This is a genomic window from Streptomyces sp. NPDC005898, assembly GCF_040629635.1.
In the GTDB taxonomy this organism is placed as follows: Bacteria; Actinomycetota; Actinomycetes; order Streptomycetales; family Streptomycetaceae; genus Streptomyces.
This window is the reverse complement of sequence record NZ_JBEXWC010000009.1, coordinates 198,534-215,431: the sequence shown is the minus strand read 5'-3', so window position 1 is coordinate 215,431 and position 16,898 is coordinate 198,534. Positions and strand designations below refer to the sequence as shown.

The 16,898-nt window shown below is 71.2% G+C and carries 16 protein-coding genes; 6 read left to right on the top strand and 10 right to left on the bottom strand.

Features of this window, described 5'->3' with window-relative positions; genetic code table 11:
* Nucleotides 1-17: 17 nt before the first annotated feature.
* From ABZ385_RS15600 to ABZ385_RS15585, 4 genes are all read right to left on the bottom strand, one after another.
* Nucleotides 18-2,429 carry a PT domain-containing protein gene (locus tag ABZ385_RS15600; RefSeq protein WP_358911702.1) on the bottom strand — a complete coding sequence of 804 codons (2,412 nt, stop codon included), beginning with the start codon at nt 2,427-2,429 and terminating at the stop codon, nt 18-20.
* A 244-nt stretch (nt 2,430-2,673) separates the two neighbouring features.
* Nucleotides 2,674-2,997, bottom strand: coding sequence for an STAS domain-containing protein (locus tag ABZ385_RS15595; protein WP_358585142.1), 324 nt, complete (start codon nt 2,995-2,997; stop codon nt 2,674-2,676).
* Between the two features lie 198 nt (nt 2,998-3,195).
* On the bottom strand, nt 3,196-4,044 hold the full coding sequence (locus tag ABZ385_RS15590) for a 3-hydroxyacyl-CoA dehydrogenase family protein (RefSeq protein WP_358585140.1): 849 nt from the start codon (nt 4,042-4,044) through the stop codon (nt 3,196-3,198).
* Nucleotides 4,045-4,188: 144 nt separating this feature from the next.
* Nucleotides 4,189-4,830: a TetR/AcrR family transcriptional regulator gene (locus ABZ385_RS15585; RefSeq protein WP_358911700.1), complete on the bottom strand. Its 642-nt coding sequence runs from the start codon at nt 4,828-4,830 to the stop codon at nt 4,189-4,191.
* A 71-nt stretch (nt 4,831-4,901) separates the two neighbouring features.
* Between ABZ385_RS15585 and ABZ385_RS15580 the strand changes: the two genes are divergently transcribed.
* Genes ABZ385_RS15580 through ABZ385_RS15570 form a run of 3 tightly spaced genes read left to right on the top strand, consistent with a single transcriptional unit; the run spans nt 4,902 to nt 7,042 of the window.
* Nucleotides 4,902-5,684, top strand: coding sequence for an ATP-binding cassette domain-containing protein (locus ABZ385_RS15580; protein ID WP_358699313.1), 783 nt, complete (start codon nt 4,902-4,904; stop codon nt 5,682-5,684).
* Between the two features lie 16 nt (nt 5,685-5,700).
* Complete coding sequence (locus tag ABZ385_RS15575) at nt 5,701-6,456, top strand: ABC transporter permease (RefSeq protein WP_358585134.1); 756 nt, start codon at nt 5,701-5,703, stop codon at nt 6,454-6,456.
* 13 nt (nt 6,457-6,469) lie between these two features.
* Entirely contained in the window at nt 6,470-7,042 is a 573-nt protein-coding gene (locus ABZ385_RS15570; protein WP_358585133.1) for a cob(I)yrinic acid a,c-diamide adenosyltransferase, read from the top strand.
* A 6-nt stretch (nt 7,043-7,048) separates the two neighbouring features.
* Here the strand turns inward: ABZ385_RS15570 and ABZ385_RS15565 are convergent, their stop codons facing one another.
* Nucleotides 7,049-7,624, bottom strand: a complete 576-nt coding sequence (locus ABZ385_RS15565) for a hypothetical protein (RefSeq protein WP_358911698.1) — start codon at nt 7,622-7,624, stop codon at nt 7,049-7,051.
* A 154-nt stretch (nt 7,625-7,778) separates the two neighbouring features.
* Here ABZ385_RS15565 and ABZ385_RS15560 point away from each other — a divergent pair, with 154 nt between their 5' ends.
* From ABZ385_RS15560 to ABZ385_RS15550, 3 genes are all read left to right on the top strand, one after another.
* The gene (locus ABZ385_RS15560; protein ID WP_358585129.1) at nt 7,779-8,969 is read left to right on the top strand and encodes a histidine kinase; all 1,191 of its coding nucleotides are present in this window, start codon (nt 7,779-7,781) and stop codon (nt 8,967-8,969) included.
* A complete protein-coding gene (locus ABZ385_RS15555; protein ID WP_358911696.1) occupies nt 8,966-9,616 on the top strand; it encodes a response regulator transcription factor in 651 nt (216 codons plus the stop codon). The genes ABZ385_RS15560 and ABZ385_RS15555 overlap by 4 nt, the downstream gene beginning before the upstream one ends.
* A 257-nt stretch (nt 9,617-9,873) precedes the next feature.
* On the top strand, nt 9,874-11,703 hold the full coding sequence (locus ABZ385_RS15550; RefSeq protein ID WP_358585125.1) for a glycoside hydrolase family 18 chitinase: 1,830 nt from the start codon (nt 9,874-9,876) through the stop codon (nt 11,701-11,703).
* A 71-nt stretch (nt 11,704-11,774) separates the two neighbouring features.
* On the opposite strand, the gene ABZ385_RS15545 is transcribed toward ABZ385_RS15550, so the two are convergent.
* From ABZ385_RS15545 to atpA, 5 genes are all read right to left on the bottom strand, one after another.
* Entirely contained in the window at nt 11,775-12,224 is a 450-nt protein-coding gene (locus ABZ385_RS15545) for a DUF2550 domain-containing protein (RefSeq protein ID WP_358585123.1), read from the bottom strand.
* A gap of 145 nt (nt 12,225-12,369) precedes the next feature.
* A complete protein-coding gene (locus ABZ385_RS15540) occupies nt 12,370-12,744 on the bottom strand; it encodes a F0F1 ATP synthase subunit epsilon (RefSeq protein WP_358585121.1) in 375 nt (124 codons plus the stop codon).
* A gap of 134 nt (nt 12,745-12,878) precedes the next feature.
* Nucleotides 12,879-14,321, bottom strand: coding sequence for a F0F1 ATP synthase subunit beta (gene atpD / locus ABZ385_RS15535; RefSeq protein WP_358585119.1), 1,443 nt, complete (start codon nt 14,319-14,321; stop codon nt 12,879-12,881).
* Nucleotides 14,321-15,238, bottom strand: a complete 918-nt coding sequence (locus tag ABZ385_RS15530) for a F0F1 ATP synthase subunit gamma (protein ID WP_358585117.1) — start codon at nt 15,236-15,238, stop codon at nt 14,321-14,323. Before ABZ385_RS15530 ends, atpD begins: the two co-directional genes overlap by 1 nt.
* A 21-nt stretch (nt 15,239-15,259) precedes the next feature.
* Complete coding sequence (atpA, locus tag ABZ385_RS15525; RefSeq protein ID WP_358585115.1) at nt 15,260-16,849, bottom strand: F0F1 ATP synthase subunit alpha; 1,590 nt, start codon at nt 16,847-16,849, stop codon at nt 15,260-15,262.
* Nucleotides 16,850-16,898 lie beyond the last annotated feature (49 nt).

Genomic DNA, 16,898 nt, shown 5'->3' with positions numbered 1-16,898 from the left:
GGGACCCGGCCCCTTCGTCATGACGCGCTCGCCTGCTTCGAGGTGCCGGTCGAGGCGGGCGGGGAGTCGCTGGAGGGCGTGGCCGGCGGCGGCTCGTCGGTGGTCGGCGGGTCCGTCGGGTCGGTGGGCCGGGCCGTGGTGGGCGGGTCCGTCGGCTTGTCGGTCGGCTTCTCCGTCGGCTTGTCGGTGGGCTTGTCCGAGGGCTTGCCGGTCGGTGTGCCGCTGGGTTTGCCGCTCGGCTCCTCCGACGGCTCTCCGCTCGCGCTCGGCCTGCCCGAGGGCGCGCCGCTGGCCGAGGGCTTCGGGTCGTCGGCGGTGCCGACCACGCCGTCCTCGCCGGGGCCGCCGGGGCGGGTCGGGGAGCCCTGCCACGGCTCGTCGGCGGTCGGCCCGCCGTCGTCGTCGTGGTCCTCCCGCGCCGACTGCTCCGTGCGGACGCGGTGGTCTTCGGGGTGGTCGTCGTCGGACGTGGCGCCGAGGGTGACGACGGTGCCGAGCACGGCGGCGAGCAGCGCTCCGGCTCCCGCGGCGACGAGGTTGCGGCGGGTGCCCCGCAGGAGGGAGCGGCGGCCGGGCGCGGGGCCGGCGACGGCGGGCGAGGCCGTGCTGGCGACCAACGTGTCCGGCTCGGCGGAGGCGGGGGGCGGTGCGGGCGGCGCCGGCAGCGCGAACGGGGCGGGGACCGCGCTCGGGGGCGGCGCCGATTCCTCGTGGCGCGCGCCCGGCACCTCCTCGCCCGCGGTCGTGCGCCCGCCGGGCAGCGGGCCGCCCGAGCAGTCGGTGACCAGGGCGAGCGCCCGGCGCCCGGAGATCGCGCCCCGCTTGTCGGCGAGGGCGCCGCGCAGCCCGATGGAGGCCTCCAGCTCGGCGCGGGCCCGGTCGAGCCGCCCGCCGCAGAGCGCGAGGATCCCCAACTCGTGGTGGAAGTAGGCCTCTTCGGCGACCTCCCCGGCGTTGCGCGCCGCCTCCAGGCCACAGCGCAGCGCGCGTTCCCAGGCGCCCCAGCGCAGTGCGCCGGCGAAGGCGGGCGCGGCCGTGCGGGCCAGCAGCACCGCGGTGCCGCTCTCCGCGGTGACCAGGGCGCCCAGGGCGGCCAGCACGGCGTCCGCCTCGGCGGCGACCCGCTCGGGGGTGACCGAGGGGTGGCCGGCCCACCAGGCGTAGTGCCGGGCGGCGGTCCTGGCGTACTCGGCGGCGTCGTCGCCGTAGCCGGCGTCCTCCAGCTGCGCGCGTACGCCGGTGGCGAGGCGGTGGCGTGCGCCGACCGGGGTGACCAGGGCGCAGCCGACCAGTTCGGCGAGGGCCGCGTCGGCGTGGGTGTCGCCGACGAGGGCGGGCAGGTGGGCCTGGTGCGGCAGTTCGCCGCCGAGGGCCACGGCGAACCTCAGGGTGGCGCGGGCCGAGGGGCTGAGGCGTGCGGCGAGCAGGGCGGCGGGCGCGGCTCCCTCGGCGAGCGAGGGCAGCGGGGCCTCGGCGTCCTCGGGGGTCTCGGCGGCGCGGCCGTCCTCCTCGCCGGCGTGCGGGTCGGCGCGCGGCTGGTCGCGTCGGCGCAGCAGGGCGCCCGCCTGGGCGAAGTGCAGCGGCAGGCCCTCGGACGCGAACCACAGGTCGCCGGCCCAGTGGGCCTCCTCGTCGGCGAGGACGCGGCCGGCGGCGCGCTCCAGGAGCTCCAGGCTGCTGCCGCGGCCGAGGCCGCCGAGGAAGACCTCTTCGAGGTGGGAGTCGGCCGACGGGGCGGCGACGTCGGGTGTGGCGGCCAGGAGGAAGGCGCACTCGGGCGTCGCGTCGAGCAGTTCGTCGAGGGCGGTGCCGCCGAACTCCAGGTCGTCCAGGACGACGACGGCGCCGATGTCGCGGACGAGGTCGAGCAGCAGGGCGCGGTCGGGGCGGTGCAGGGGTGTGTCGTAGACGGTCGCGCAGAGGTCGTGGAGCAGCTCCGTGACGGTCCTGCGGTGGCCGGAGAGGCGGACGACGCCGTCGGGGGCGAGGTCCGCGCAGGCGTCGGCGACGGCGCCCAGCAGCGCCGTGCGGCCCGATCCGGCGGGTCCGGTGAGCCGCACCGAGCGGCCGTGCGAGAGGAGCCGTACGAGGCGCTCACGCTCCTCCTCGCGCTCCAGGAGGGGCGGCGCGGGCAGCGCGGGGCCGGGCGGCACGGGCGGCAGTGCGGCGCGGCGCAGCTCCTCGCGGTCGGCGGCGGTGCGCCGGGTGGGCCGCCGCGGCCGCTCCCCGGGCGGGCAGGGCTCTATCTCGCTGCCGTCGACGGGGTTGACGGTGAGCAGGAAGTCGCCCGAGACGAGCCGGACGGTGCGGGCGAGCGCGGGCTGTCCGAGGTCGGGCGTCAGCGGGTCGCGCGGGTGCGCGGCGTCGTCGTGCTCGTCGCCACCGCCACCGTGGCCGTACTCTTCGGGTTCCCGGTTCATCGGGTCCATGATCCCAGCCCCCCAGATGCGTGGTGTGCAGAGCCCCTTCCGGCCTTCGTGCACACTGCGCTGTCGCTTCTGGTCCGGTGCCCCCGCGCGGGTCCGTCCATCGGCGGGCGTGGGAACCCTAGACCTCGGCCAGTATCTCCGAGTGGGCGGGGTGCCGCCCCGCCCGAGACGTCACGGTCTCGTGAGGATTGCGTGGGAGGTTCTGTTCGAGACCTGTGGTGCGGTTCAGGTCCTGTGGTGCGGTTCAGGCCCTGGGGAGCGGTTCGACGCCGATGCCGCCCTCGATGGCGAGGATGCGGTGCAGTCTCGTCGCGACGAGCAGGCGCTGCATCTGGGGCGGTACGTGGCGCAGGACGAGTCTGCGTCCGCACCGTCCCGCGCGCCGGTGCGCGCCCATGATCACGCCGAGCCCCGTGGCGTCCCACGAGTCGAGTTCGGACAGGTCGAGCACCAGGTCGCCGGCCCCGTCGTCGACGGCCGAGTGCAGGACCGTACGGGCGTCCGCCGCGCTACGTACGTCGAGGCGTCCCCCGACGACCAGCTGGGCCTGGTCGCCCTTGATGTGCATATGCGCTCCCCGAGAGTGCTGAGTCGGCTGAGACGTCTGAGCCGTACGTCGTCGTCTGCGTATGTCACTGCAACTGACTGCCGCGTGGGACAGGAAGTTGCCGTCTGTAAGCGAACCGATACCGAATTCACTCCGAGGGGTGACCCAGCGGGCGACGAATCGTCGGACGAGGCGTCAGCGGGCGTACACGGGTGCCGGTCAGTGCTTGTAGAAGCCCTGCCCGCTCTTGCGTCCGATGTCACCGGCGTCAACCATCCGGCGCATCAGCTCGGGCGGTGCGAACTTCTCGTCCTGGGACTCCGTGTAGATGTTGCTCGTGGCGTGCAGCAGGATGTCGACACCGGTGAGGTCGGCGGTCGCCAGCGGGCCCATGGCGTGGCCGAAGCCGAGCTTGCAGGCGATGTCGATGTCCTCGGCGCTGGCGACGCCCGACTCGTAGAGCTTGGCGGCCTCCACGACGAGCGCGGAGATCAGACGGGTCGTCACGAAGCCGGCGACGTCGCGGTTGACGACGATGCAGGTCTTGCCGACGGACTCGGCGAACTCCTTGGTGCGGGCGAGCGTTTCGTCGCTGGTCTTGTAGCCGCGTACCAGCTCGCACAGCTGCATCATGGGGACCGGCGAGAAGAAGTGGGCGCCCACGACGCGCTCCGGGCGCTCCGTGACGGCCGCGATCTTGGTGATCGGGATGGCGGAGGTGTTGGAGGCGAGCACCGCGTCGTCGCGCACGAGCTTGTCGAGCGCGCGGAAGATCTCGTGCTTGACCTCCAGCTTCTCGAAGACGGCCTCGACCACGATGTCCGCGTCGGCGACGGCGTCCAGGTCGGTGGTCGTGGTGATGCGCCCGAGCGCGGCCTCGGCGTCCTCGGCGGCGAGTTTGCCCTTGCCGACGAACTTGTCGTACGACGCCTTGATGCCGTCGGTGCCCCGGGTCAGCGCCTCGTCGGTGACGTCGCGCAGGACGACGTCCCAGCCCGCCTGGGCGGATACCTGAGCAATGCCCGACCCCATGAGTCCGGCTCCGATGACGGCGACCTTGCGTGCCACTCCGACTCCCCTACCGCTTGTCCCGCTTGGCTCACACGCTGTTCACGCGAGCCTCTGCAGCGGACATTAGCGGCCGTGAGGGCGCCTGTGGCGGCGAAGAGATGCGCGTCACGTCTCAACTGACGGACATCACACCGATACGCGTCACCCGGCCGCGCGCGTCGCGTAGTTGAGGACCTTCTCACCGAGGAGGGCCTCCATCTCGTCCAGCAGGGCGAGCCCCTCGCGGGAGACCTCGGCGACCTCGCGGCCCTTGGCCATCTCGTCGCCGATGCGGCTCATGAGCGTGGTGTGGAGCCAGGAGAGCTGCCCCGCGACGAGCGCGGGCAGGGGGTCGCCGTCGGCGGCGCCGGCCTCCTCGGCGAGGGTCGCGGCGAGGTTGTCGAGGGCTTCCTGCTGGATGGCCCAGAGGCGGGAGCGCAGCGGCGGCGCCTCGGTGATGACCTTCATGAAGTCGGCCCAGCCGGTGACGAGCCCGACGGCCGGCGAGGCGCTCTCGACGTCGGTGCGCAGCTCGCGCAGGACCGCGTCGGCGGCGGACTCCCCCGCGCGGCGGCCGCGCACATGGCGGGAGAGCCGGTCGACGGCGTCCGCGCCCCGGTCGAGGAAGAGGTCCTCCTTGGCCGGGAAGTAGTTGTAGACCGTGTTGACCGAGACGTCCGCGGCCTCGGCGATCTCGGCGATGGTCACCGCCATGAAGCCGTGCTCCAGGAAGAGCCCGGTCGCGATGTCCGAGATCCGCTGCTTCATCTGCCGCTTCTTGCGCTCCCTGAGCCCCTCAGCCATGTCGCCATCTTAGGCACTCTGAAAACTTGGGGGGATTGCAAAATTACAGGCACTCTGTTTTTGTGGTCCCTATGCCCATCATCAGCACCGCCGGGCTCGCCCGGACCTTCCGCACGAAGAGCGGACCCGTCGAGGCCGTGCGCGGCATCGACCTGACCGTCCAGCCGGGCGAGATCCTCGGCTTCCTCGGCCCGAACGGCGCCGGCAAGACGACGACGCTGCGCATGCTCACCACCCTGCTCGCGCCCACCGGCGGCGCCGCCACTGTCGCCGGGTGCGACCTCGCCGCCGACCCCGCCGGGGTGCGGCGCAGCATCGGCTACGTCGCGCAGTCCGGCGGCGTCGACCCGAGCGTCTCCGTGCGCGAGGAGCTGATCACCCAGGGGCGCCTGTACCGCCTGTCCAAGGCACGGGCCGAGGAGCGGGCCGAGGAGCTGGCGCGCGACCTCGGCCTGGGCGAGCTGATGGAGCGCACCTGCGGCGCGCTCTCCGGCGGCCAGCGCCGGCGCCTGGACATCGCCCTCGGTCTCACGCACCGGCCCGAGGTGCTCTTCCTGGACGAGCCGACCACCGGCCTCGACCCGGGCAGCCGCGCCGACCTGTGGGCGCTGGTGCGCCGGCTGCGCGACGAGCACGGCACGACGGTCTTCCTCACCACGCACTACCTGGACGAGGCCGACGCCCTCTCCGACCGGCTCGTCGTCGTCGACAAGGGGGTCGTGGTCGCCGAGGGCACGCCGAGCGCGCTGAAACTCCGGTACGGCGGCTCGATCGACGCCTCCCTCCAGGACACCTTCCTCGCCATCACCGGGCGCGCCCCCGCGCCCAAGGACACGGCCCCCGTCGCCGTCTGACCCCCAGGACTCCCCGATGCCCGCACTGCTCCTTGACACCGCGCTGATCTTCGGGCGGTACGCCCGGCAGACCCTGCGCTCCAAGTTCCAGATCCTCTTCGGCGTCCTGACGCCCCTGCTCTACCTGCTCTTCTTCGGGCCGCTGCTCACCGACCTGCCGCTGGGCTCCGAGGGCGACTCCTGGCAGGTGCTCGTCCCCGGGCTGCTGCTCCAGCTCGGCCTCTTCGGCGCCATGTTCAGCGGTTTCGCACTCATCATCGAAAAGCAGTTCGGCGTGGTGGAGCGGATGCGGGTCACCCCCGTCAGCCGCCTCGCGCTGCTGCTCGGCCGGATCCTGCGCGACGCCGCGCTCTTCGTCTTCCAGGCGGTGCTGCTGGTGCTCGCCGCGCTGGCGATGGGGCTCAGGGCGCCGCTCGGCGGCATCCTCATCGGGTTCGCGTTCGTGGCGCTGCTGAGCGCCTCGCTCGCCTCGCTCTCGTACGCGCTGGCCATGAAGCTCGGCAAGGCGCACGAGTTCGGACCGGCCGTGAACGCCATCAGCATGCCCTCGATGCTGCTCTCCGGCCTGATGCTGCCGATGGCGCTCGCGCCGACCTGGCTCGACGTCCTGTCGCACTTCATGCCGTTCCGCTACCTGGTCGACGCCATGCGGGCCGGCTACGTGGGCGACTACGCGAGCACCACCATGCTGTACGGCGCCCTGACGGCCCTCGCCTTCGGCCTGCTGTCCGTGACGGTGGGCACACGGGTCTACAAGAAGGCCGGCGCGTAACTACGCTGGCCGCATGGTCAATCTGACGCGCATCTACACCAGGACCGGCGACCAGGGGACGACGGCCCTCGGGGACATGAGCCGCACCGCCAAGACCGACCCGCGGATCGCGGCGTACGCCGACACCAACGAGGCCAACGCGGCCATCGGCACGGCCATCGCGCTCGGCCGGCTCGACGAGGCGGTCGTAAAGGTTCTGGCGCGGATCCAGAACGACCTCTTCGACGTGGGCGCCGACCTGTCCACGCCGGTCGTCGCGGACCCGAAGTACCCGCCGCTGCGCGTCGAGCAGTCGTACATCGACAAGCTGGAGGCGGACTGCGACCGCTTCCTTGAGGAGCTGGAGAAGCTGCGCAGCTTCATCCTGCCGGGCGGCACGCCGGGCGCGGCGCTGCTGCACCAGGCCTGCACGGTGGTGCGGCGGGCCGAGCGCTCCACGTGGGCCGCGTTCGAGACCCACGGCGAGACGATGAACCCGCTCACGGCGACCTACCTCAACCGCCTCTCCGACCTCCTGTTCATCCTGGCCCGCACGGCCAACAAGGAGGTCGGGGACGTGCTGTGGGTGCCGGGCGGCGAGCGCTAGGCCCGGTCAGACCCCGGCCGGCCGCTCCCCGTCCCGTTCGCCCGGGGCCGGGGCCGGGGCCCGCTTGGGGAAGAGCGCGTAGCTGAGCGCGATCAGGCCGTGCAGGCCCGCCGTCCGCCACGCCGTGTGCATCCACGCCTCCAGCGACGAGGTGCGGCCGGGGTCGTCCACGTACCACATGGCGAGCAGCAGCAGCCCGCTGGCGACGGCCGCCGCGACGACGGTGCCGAGCCACACCTTGGCCTCGTGGACGGCGCGGGCCCTGCCGTGGCGCGGCGGGCTCGGCACCGGCGTGCCCTCGAAGCGGTGCGCCGCGTGGCCGTCGAGCCACTTCACCGTGCGGTGGCCGTGGCCCACGGTGTAGCCGATGTACAGCGCGGCCAGGCCGTGCTTCCAGCTCGGCTCGGCGCCGTTCCTCAGGTCGACGGCGGTCACGACGAGGAGGACGACCTCCAGCAGCGGCTCGCAGAGCAGGAGCGCGATGCCGAGGCGCGGCATCCGCAGCGGGTAGCGGGCGGCGAGGCCCGCCGCGAGCAGCACCCAGAAGCCGACCTCGCAGACGACGATCAGCGTGACGATCACGGTTCGCTCCTCTCGCTCGCCCCTCCAGGCTCCCCCGGGAGCGGGCCCGGATCGTCGTCGTCAGTGACGAAGTGGGACTGCATCCTTCGATGTAGCGGGCGGTTCCTCCCCCAGGACCAGGCACGCGGTCCTGACTGCGTGTTGGATGGAGGGCATGGCCCTGTCCCCGCCCCGCCCGCAGCGCGTCGACGTGCAGATCGCCGTCGTCAGCCTGCTCAGCGGGCTCGCGCTGTGGGCGCTCGGGCTGCACATGCAGACGGACCGGCTGCTCGGCGCCGACTGGACGCTGATCCCGCTCCTCGCCCTCGCCGCGCTCGAACTGCTGCGCAGCAGCATGCCCCAGACCGCCCTGGTCCTCGCCACCTGCGCGCTGGTGTTCGACCAGTTCACGACGGGCAACCTCGCCTCGGTGATGATGTTCACCGACATCATGTACGCCGCCGTCGTCTACGGGACGCCGGCCGCCGCCCGCCGCATCCCGCTGACCACCGGAGCCATCACGGTCGCGGTGACGCTCGGCCTGCTCGCGTGGTGGCGTGAGCCCGACGCCGTGCTCGTCGGGGTGCTGACCGGCATCGTGTCGTTCGGCCCCGCCGCCACCGGCTCCCTGGTGCGCAACCACCGCGAGGCCGCCGCCGCGGCGAGGCTGCGGGCCGAGCAGACCGCGCTGCTCGCCGAGATGGACCGCGTCCAGGCGGTCACGGCCGAGCGCGCCAGGATGGCCCGCGAACTGCACGACATGGTCGCCAACCACCTCTCGGCGATCGCCATCCACTCCACGGCCGCGCTCTCCCTGGACGACCCGGCCACCAGCAAGGACGCCCTCGCCGTCATCCGGGAGAACAGCGTCGAGGGGCTGGCCGAGATGCGCCGGCTCATCGGCATCCTGCGCGACGACAGCGGCGACCTGGAACCGGCCGCGGCCCCCACCCTGGACGGCCTCACCGCCCTGATCGACGGGGCCCGCACCAACGGCCTGGACGTCGCCCTGGAGGACGCGCGCCCCCCGCGGGGCCCCGAACTGCCCGCTCCGGTCGGGCTGGCCGCGTACCGCATCGTCCAGGAATCCCTGACGAACGCCCTCAAACACGCCTCGCCCGGCCGGGTCACCGTGCGCCTCACCCAGGAGCCCCGCGCCCTGAAGGTCCGCGTCACCAGCCCGTACGACGCCCCGGCCGGGCCCCGCGCCCCCGGCTCGGGAGCCGGCCTCGTCGGCATGCGCGAGCGCACCGAACTGCTCGGCGGCACCTTCGAGTCGGGCCCCGAGAACAGCCACGACGGCATGGCATGGACCGTCTCCGTGTCCCTGCCCGTCGACCCCGCGGACGAAGGAGCCAAGGAATGATCCGGGTGTTGGTCGCCGAGGACCAGTCGGCCGTACGCGCGGGACTCGTCCTGATCCTGCGCAGCGCGCCCGACATCGAGGTGGTCGGCGAGGCGGCCGACGGCGAGCAGGCGGTGGCGCTCGCCCGCGAGCTGCGCCCCCACCTGATCCTGATGGACATCCAGATGCCGCGCCTGGACGGGGTGGCGGCGACCCGCCAGGTGGTCGCCGAGGGGCTCGCGGACGTCCTCGTCCTGACCACGTTCGATCTCGACGAGTACGTCTTCGGGGCGCTGCGCGCGGGCGCCTCGGGATTCCTGCTGAAGAACACCGAGGCGAAGGACCTCCTCGAAGGCGTTCGCACGGTCGCGCGCGGCGAAGGGCTGATCGCCCCGGCCGTCACCCGCCGGCTGATCGCCGAGTTCGCCGCCCCCCGCAGGCCCCCGCGCGGCCACGGCGCCGCGGACCCGGCCGTCCTGGAGAGCCTCACCCGGCGCGAGCGCGAGGTGCTGTCCTGCATCGGGGAGGGGCTGTCGAACGCGGAGATCGCGGACCGTCTCGCCATGGCGGAGGCGACGGTGAAGACCCATGTGAGCCGCATGCTCGCGAAGCTCGAGCTGCGCAGCCGGGTCCAAGCGGCCGTGCTGGCACAGGAGTTGGGCGTCTGATCGCGGCCCCGGCGAACCGGGCGATCAGCGACTGATCGCTCCGGACCGGCACAATCCGGCCAATGGTTCAGACCTCTTGACCCGCTGGTCCAGACCTTTCTATTCTCGCCGCACTGCGGTGAGCACTTCCCCACGTGTCCACGTGCTCACGGGCGGCGCAGGGTCCCACCCCGAACCCCCGGATCTCACCCGAGGAGCACCTTGTGCGCTTCACACAGAGCACCACACGCCCGAGACTCAGATTCCGACACAGGACCGTGGCCGGACTGACCACGCTGCTGCTGCCGTTCGCCACCCTGGTCGCTCTCGGCGCTCCCGCCGAGGCGACCCCCGAAGCCGCCTCCCAGGCCGCTTCCGAGGCCACCGCCACGTACACCAAGACCCAGGACTGGGGCAACGGTTTCGAGGGCAAGTGGACCATCAAGAACACCGGCACCACCACGATCGACTCGTGGAACGTCCAGTGGGACTTCCCCGCCGACACCAAGGTGACCTCCGCCTGGGACGCCACGGTCACGAACTCCGGCACCCGCTGGAGTGCGAAGAACCTCGGCTGGAACGGCACGCTCGGCCCGGGCGCCTCGGTCTCCTTCGGCTTCAACGGCACGGGCCCCGGCGCCCCGGCCAAGTGCACGCTCAACGGCGGCAGTTGTGACGGCGGCAGCGTCCCCGGCGACAACCCGCCGAGCGCCCCGGGCACCCCGACCGCGTCCGGCGTCACCGACACCTCGGTGAAGCTCGACTGGAAGGCCGCCACCGACGACAAGGGCGTCAAGAACTACGACGTCCTGCGCGACGGCGCCAAGGTCGGCACGGTGACGGGCACCTCGTACAGCGACAGCGGGCTGACCGCGGGCACGGACTACTCGTACACCGTCCAGGCCCGTGACACCGCCGACCAGACCGGTCCCGCGAGCGGCGCCGTCAAGGTCCGCACCACCGGCGGCGGCGGCGACCCGGGCCCCGGCCCCGGCGACAAGGTCAAGCTCGGCTACTTCACCGAGTGGGGCGTCTACCAGCGCAACTACCACGCGAAGAACATCGCGACCTCCGGCTCCGCCGCGAAGATCACGCACATCAACTACAGCTTCGGCAACGTCCAGGGCGGCAAGTGCACCATGGGCGACTCCTACGCGGCGATCGACAAGGCCTACACCGCCGACCAGAGCGTCGACGGCGTCGCCGACACCTGGGACCAGCCCCTGCGCGGCAACTTCAACCAGCTGCGCAAGCTGAAGGCCAAGTACCCGAACATCAAGATCCTGTGGTCCTTCGGCGGCTGGACCTGGTCCGGCGGCTTCACCGACGCCATGAAGAACCCGGCGGCCTTCGCCAAGTCCTGCCACGACCTGGTCGAGGACCCGCGCTGGGCCGACGTCTTCGACGGCATCGACCTGGACTGGGAGTACCCGAACGCCTGCGGCCTGTCCTGCGACACCTCGGGCCCGGCCGTCTTCAAGACGATGATGCAGGCCTTCCGCAACGAGTTCGGCGCCAAGAACCTCGTCACGGCGGCCATCACCGCGGACGCCTCCGACGGCGGCAAGATCGACTCCGCCGACTACGGCGGCGCGGCGGCCTACGCCGACTGGTACAACGTGATGACGTACGACTTCTTCGGCGCCTGGGCGGCCAAGGGACCGACGGCCCCGCACTCGCCGCTCACCTCCTACGCCGGCATCCCCCAGGAGGGCTTCAACAGCGCCGCCGCCATCGCCAAGCTGAAGGCCAAGGGCGTGCCCGCCACGAAGCTGCTGCTCGGCATCGGCTTCTACGGCCGCGGCTGGACCGGCGTCACCCAGAAGGAGCCGGGCGGTACGGCCACGGGCGCGGCGCCCGGGACCTACGAGGCGGGCATCGAGGACTACAAGGTGCTGAAGAGCTCCTGCCCCTCGAACGGGACGATCGCCGGCACGGCGTACGCCCACTGCGGCACGAACTGGTGGTCCTACGACACCCCGGAGACGGTGCGCTCCAAGATGGCCTGGGCCAAGCAGCAGGGCCTCGGCGGCGCGTTCTTCTGGGAGTTCAGCGGCGACACCGCCAACGGTGAGCTGGTGAGCGCCATCAACGACGGTCTGAAGTAGACCGCACCCCCCAGAACGAAGCCGGGGAGACGGGATCGCCCCCTGTCTCCCCGGCTTCTCCATGTCCGGACTCAGGCCACGTTCACACGCTGCCCCGGAGGCGCCGCCTCCAGCCAGGCCAGGAAACCCGTCAGGGCGTCCTCGCTCATCGCCAGCTCCAGGCGGACACCGCGGTGCGTGCAGCCGAGGACGGTGGCGTCGGAGAGCAGGGCCAGCTCCTCCTCGCCGGCCGGCGCGCGGCGGTCGACGACCTCGATGGCCGAGCGTTCGAGAACGCGGCGGGGCCGGGGGGCGTAGGAGAAGACGCGGTACCACTCGACGCGGTCGCCGTTGTAGCGGGCGACCCCGTACCCCCAGCCCTTGCCGGAGGTGTCGCCCTTCTCCGGGGCCTCCCAGCGCAACGAACAGTCGAACGTCCCGCCGGAGCGCTGGATCAGCCGGCGGCGCAGTCCGAAGACGAAGAGCCCCACCACAACCAGCGCGATCACAGCAAGTCCGCACACGAGCAGAGTGAGGATCATCGGCACCGACCTCCTCGCCTCTACTGTCGGTCAACGGACCGGCAACGGACCAAACACCTTGCACCCGCATTGCCTCAGCCGCGACCCGGTCCGGATTGTTCCCGGACCTGGCCGCGGCTGAGTCACGTCACGCCACGCGCTGGGGTCAGCGCGCGGACACCGCACGCAGTCGGACGTCGGCACGCCGCTCGGCGGAGGCGTCGGCCTCCGACTTCGCGCGCTCCAGCGCCCGCTCCGCACGCTGGACGTCGATCTCGTCGGACAGCTCCGCGATCTCGGCCAGCAGCGACAGCTTGTCGTCCGCGAAGGAGATGAATCCCCCGTGGACAGCGGCGACGACCGTGCCGCCATCGCTCGTACGAATGGTCACCGGGCCCGACTCCAGCACACCGAGCAGCGGCTGGTGACCGGGCATGACGCCGATGTCGCCGGACGTGGTGCGCGCGACGACCAGGGTGGCCTCGCCGGACCAGACGCTGCGGTCCGCGGCGACCAGCTCGACATGCAGCTCAGCAGCCAAGGGTGGCTCCTCGGGTCACCACCCGGCGGCTTCGCCGGGTGTTGGGTCAAATTCTAGTGGGCGTACGACGAGAGGCGGGACTCGGCCCCCGAAGGGGGTGGGCCCGCCCCTCGTCGCGGTGGAGCTGAGGGGCTTCAGGAGACGCCGAGCTCCTTGGCGTTCTTCTTGAGGTCCTCAAGACCACCGCACATGAAGAACGCCTGCTCCGGGAAGTGGTCGTACTCGCCGTCGCAGATCGAGTTGAACGCCGCGATCGACTCCTCGAGGGAGACGTCCGAGCCGTCCACACCGGTGAACTGCTTGGCCGCGTGGGTGTTCTGCGACAGGAAGCGCTCCACGCGACGGGCACGGGCCACGACGAGCTTGTCCTCCTCGCTGAGCTCGTCGATGCCGAGGATCGCGATGATGTCCTGGAGGTCCTTGTACTTCTGCAGGATTCCCTTGACGCGCATGGCGCAGTCGTAGTGGTCCTGCGCGATGTAGCGCGGGTCCAGGATGCGGGACGTGGAGTCCAGCGGGTCCACGGCCGGGTAGATGCCCTTCTCGGAGATCGGACGGGAGAGAACCGTCGTCGCGTCGAGGTGGGCGAACGTGGTGGCCGGGGCCGGGTCGGTCAGGTCGTCCGCGGGGACGTAGATCGCCTGCATCGAGGTGATCGAGTGACCGCGGGTCGAGGTGATGCGCTCCTGGAGGAGACCCATCTCGTCGGCCAGGTTCGGCTGGTAACCCACCGCGGAGGGCATGCGGCCGAGCAGGGTCGAGACCTCGGAACCGGCCTGGGTGAAGCGGAAGATGTTGTCGATGAAGAACAGCACGTCCTGCTTCTGCACATCGCGGAAGTACTCCGCCATGGTCAGACCGGCCAGGGCGACGCGCAGACGCGTGCCCGGCGGCTCGTCCATCTGGCCGAAGACCAGCGCGGTCTTGTCCAGAACGCCGGCTTCCTCCATCTCGACCATGAGGTCGTTGCCCTCACGGGTGCGCTCGCCGACACCGGCGAAGACGGAGACGCCGTCGTGCAGCTTGGCCACACGGACGATCATTTCCTGGATCAGCACGGTCTTGCCGACACCGGCACCACCGAACAGACCGATCTTTCCACCCTTGACGTACGGGGTGAGAAGGTCGACGACCTTCAGGCCGGTCTCGAACATCTCGGTCTTGGACTCGAGCTGGTCGAAGGCCGGGGCCTTGCGGTGGATCGTCCAGCGCTCGGCGTCGGCGACCGTGGACGGGTCGTCGTTCAGCACCTCACCGAGGGTGTTGAACACACGGCCCTTGGTCACGTCGCCGACCGGCACCGAGATGCCCTTGCCGGTGTCCGTCACCGGGGCCTGGCGGACCAGGCCGTCGGTGGGCTGCATCGAGATGGAGCGGACCACGCCGTCACCCAGGTGCTGGGCGACCTCGAGGGTCAGCGTCTTGCGGCCGCCCTCGATCTCCGGGTCGTCGACCTCGGCGTGCAGGGCGTTGTAGATCTCCGGCATCGCGTCGACGGGGAACTCCACGTCGACGACCGGGCCGATCACCCGGGCGACGCGGCCCGTGGCAACGGCCGTCTCAACAGTGGTCGTCATTACTTGTCACTCCCCGCGGTCGCGTCGGCCAGCGCTGCTGTGCCGCCGACGATCTCGCTGATTTCCTGGGTGATTTCGGCCTGGCGGGCCGCGTTGGCAAGCCGGGAGAGGCTGTTGATCAGATCCCCGGCGTTGTCGGTCGCCGACTTCATCGCGCGGCGCGTGGCGGCGTGCTTGGAGGCGGCCGACTGGAGCATCGCGTTGTAGATACGGCTCTCGACGTACCGCGGCAGCAGGGCGTCGAGGACGTCCTCCGCCGACGGCTCGAAGTCGTACAGCGGAAGGATCTCGCCCTTGGCGGGCTTCTCCTGCGCGACCTCTTCGAGGCTGAGCGGCAGCAGGCGGCCGTCGACGGCCGTCTGCGTCATCATCGAGACGAACTCGGTGTAGACGATGTGGATCTCGTCCACGCCGCCCTCCGCCGTCTCCTTCTCGATCGCCTCGATCAGCGGCGCCGCGACCTTCTTGGCGTCCGCGTACGTGGGCTCGTCGGTGAAGCCCGACCACGACTCCACGACCTTGCGCTCGCGGAAGTTGTAGTGCGACAGGCCACGGCGGCCGACGATGTACGTGTCGACCTCCTTGCCCTCCGTCTCAAGACGCGCGGTCAGCTGCTCCGCGGCCTTGATGGCGTTCGAGTTGAAGGCGCCGGCCAGACCGCGGTCGCTCGTGAGGAGCAGCACCGCGGCACGGGTCGGCGACTCGGCCTCGGTCGTCAGCGGGTGCTTCGTGTTCGAGCCAGTGCCGACCGCCGTGACCGCGCGGGTGAGCTCGGTCGCGTACGGCGTGGAGGCCGCCACCTTGCGCTGCGCCTTGACGACACGCGAGGCGGCGATCATCTCCATCGCCTTGGTGATCTTCTTGGTCGCGGTGACGGATCGGATGCGACGCTTGTAGACCCGGAGCTGAGCTCCCATGAGTCAGGTCCCTTCCTTACGTCACTTGGCGGCGGCCGGAGCGTCCTCGCCGAGAAGCTTCCCGTCCGAGGTCTCGAACTGCTTCTTGAATTCCGCGATGGCGTCGCCGAGGGCCTGGAGCGTGTCGTCCGACATCTTGGCGCCCTCCTTGATGGAGGTCATGAGGCCCTGCTCCTTGCGGTGCAGGTACTCCAGGAGCTCCTTCTCGAAGCGGCGGATGTCGCCCACCGGCACGTCGTCCATGCGACCGGTGGTACCGGCCCACACGGACACGACCTGGTCCTCGGTCGCCATCGGCTCGTACTGCGGCTGCTTGAGCAGCTCGACCATGCGCTGGCCGCGCTCCAGCTGCGCCTTCGACGCGGCGTCCAGGTCGGAACCGAAGGCGGCGAACGCCTCCAGCTCACGGAACTGGGCGAGGTCCACGCGCAGTCGGCCGGAGACCTGCCTCATCGCCTTGTGCTGCGCGGAACCACCGACTCGGGAGACGGAGATACCGACGTTCAGCGCGGGGCGCTGACCGGCGTTGAAGAGGTCCGACTCCAGGAAGCACTGGCCGTCGGTGATGGAGATGACGTTGGTCGGGATGAACGCCGACACGTCGTTCGCCTTGGTCTCGACGATCGGCAGACCCGTCATAGAGCCCTTGCCCAGCTCGTCGGAGAGCTTCGCGCAGCGCTCCAGGAGACGCGAGTGCAGGTAGAAGACGTCACCGGGGTAGGCCTCGCGCCCCGGCGGACGGCGCAGCAGCAGGGACACGGCGCGGTAGGCGTCGGCCTGCTTCGAGAGGTCGTCGAAGACGATGAGGACGTGCTTGCCCTCGTACATCCAGTGCTGGCCGATGGCCGAACCGGTGTACGGCGCCAGGTACTTGAAGCCGGCCGGGTCGGACGCCGGGGCGGCGACGATGGTCGTGTACTCCAGCGCGCCGGCCTCTTCGAGGGCACCACGCACGGAGGCGATGGTGGACCCCTTCTGACCGATGGCGACGTAGATGCAGCGCACCTGCTTGTTCACGTCGCCCGAGCGCCAGTTGTCGCGCTGGTTGATGATCGTGTCGACGGCCAGGGCGGTCTTGCCGGTCTGGCGGTCACCGATGATCAGCTGACGCTGACCACGGCCGATCGGGGTCATCGCGTCGACGGCCTTGTAGCCGGTCTCCATCGGCTCGTGCACCGACTTACGGGCCATGACGCCCGGGGCCTGCAGCTCGAGGGCGCGACGTCCGCTGGTCTCGATCTCGCCGAGACCGTCGATCGGGTTGCCGAGCGGGTCGACGACGCGGCCGAGGTAACCCTCGCCCACGGCGACGGAGAGCACCTCACCGGTGCGCTGCACCGGCTGGCCCTCCTCGATACCGCTGAACTCGCCGAGGACGACGGCACCGATCTCGCGCTCTTCGAGGTTCAGCGCGAGGCCGAGGGTGCCGTCCTCGAACTTCAGCAGTTCGTTCGCCATCGCCGAGGGAAGACCCTCGACCTTGGCGATACCGTCGCCGGCGACGGTGACCGTACCGACCTCCTCGCGCGAGGCCGCGTCCGGCTTGTACGCCTGGACAAAGTTCTCCAGCGCGTCCCGGATCTCCTCCGGCCGGATCGTGAGCTCCGCCATCTGGGTTCCCTGCTCTCCTTGTTGGGCCCGAAGTTTTCTTGGGGGGTCT

What these genes read in the sequence shown, in the direction of transcription:
- ABZ385_RS15560 (WP_358585129.1), top strand. Translation starts at nt 7,779, where the DNA reads ATGGCCCTGTCCCCGCCCCGCCCGCAGCGCGTCGACGTGCAGATCGCC.
- ABZ385_RS15600 (WP_358911702.1), bottom strand. Translation starts at nt 2,429, where the DNA reads ATGGACCCGATGAACCGGGAACCCGAAGAGTACGGCCACGGTGGCGGT.
- atpD (WP_358585119.1), bottom strand. Translation starts at nt 14,321, where the DNA reads ATGACGACCACTGTTGAGACGGCCGTTGCCACGGGCCGCGTCGCCCGG.
- ABZ385_RS15545 (WP_358585123.1), bottom strand. Translation starts at nt 12,224, where the DNA reads ATGATCCTCACTCTGCTCGTGTGCGGACTTGCTGTGATCGCGCTGGTT.
- ABZ385_RS15555 (WP_358911696.1), top strand. Translation starts at nt 8,966, where the DNA reads ATGATCCGGGTGTTGGTCGCCGAGGACCAGTCGGCCGTACGCGCGGGA.
- ABZ385_RS15530 (WP_358585117.1), bottom strand. Translation starts at nt 15,238, where the DNA reads ATGGGAGCTCAGCTCCGGGTCTACAAGCGTCGCATCCGATCCGTCACC.
- ABZ385_RS15585 (WP_358911700.1), bottom strand. Translation starts at nt 4,830, where the DNA reads ATGGCTGAGGGGCTCAGGGAGCGCAAGAAGCGGCAGATGAAGCAGCGG.
- ABZ385_RS15570 (WP_358585133.1), top strand. Translation starts at nt 6,470, where the DNA reads ATGGTCAATCTGACGCGCATCTACACCAGGACCGGCGACCAGGGGACG.
- ABZ385_RS15595 (WP_358585142.1), bottom strand. Translation starts at nt 2,997, where the DNA reads ATGCACATCAAGGGCGACCAGGCCCAGCTGGTCGTCGGGGGACGCCTC.
- ABZ385_RS15575 (WP_358585134.1), top strand. Translation starts at nt 5,701, where the DNA reads ATGCCCGCACTGCTCCTTGACACCGCGCTGATCTTCGGGCGGTACGCC.
- atpA (WP_358585115.1), bottom strand. Translation starts at nt 16,849, where the DNA reads ATGGCGGAGCTCACGATCCGGCCGGAGGAGATCCGGGACGCGCTGGAG.
- ABZ385_RS15580 (WP_358699313.1), top strand. Translation starts at nt 4,902, where the DNA reads ATGCCCATCATCAGCACCGCCGGGCTCGCCCGGACCTTCCGCACGAAG.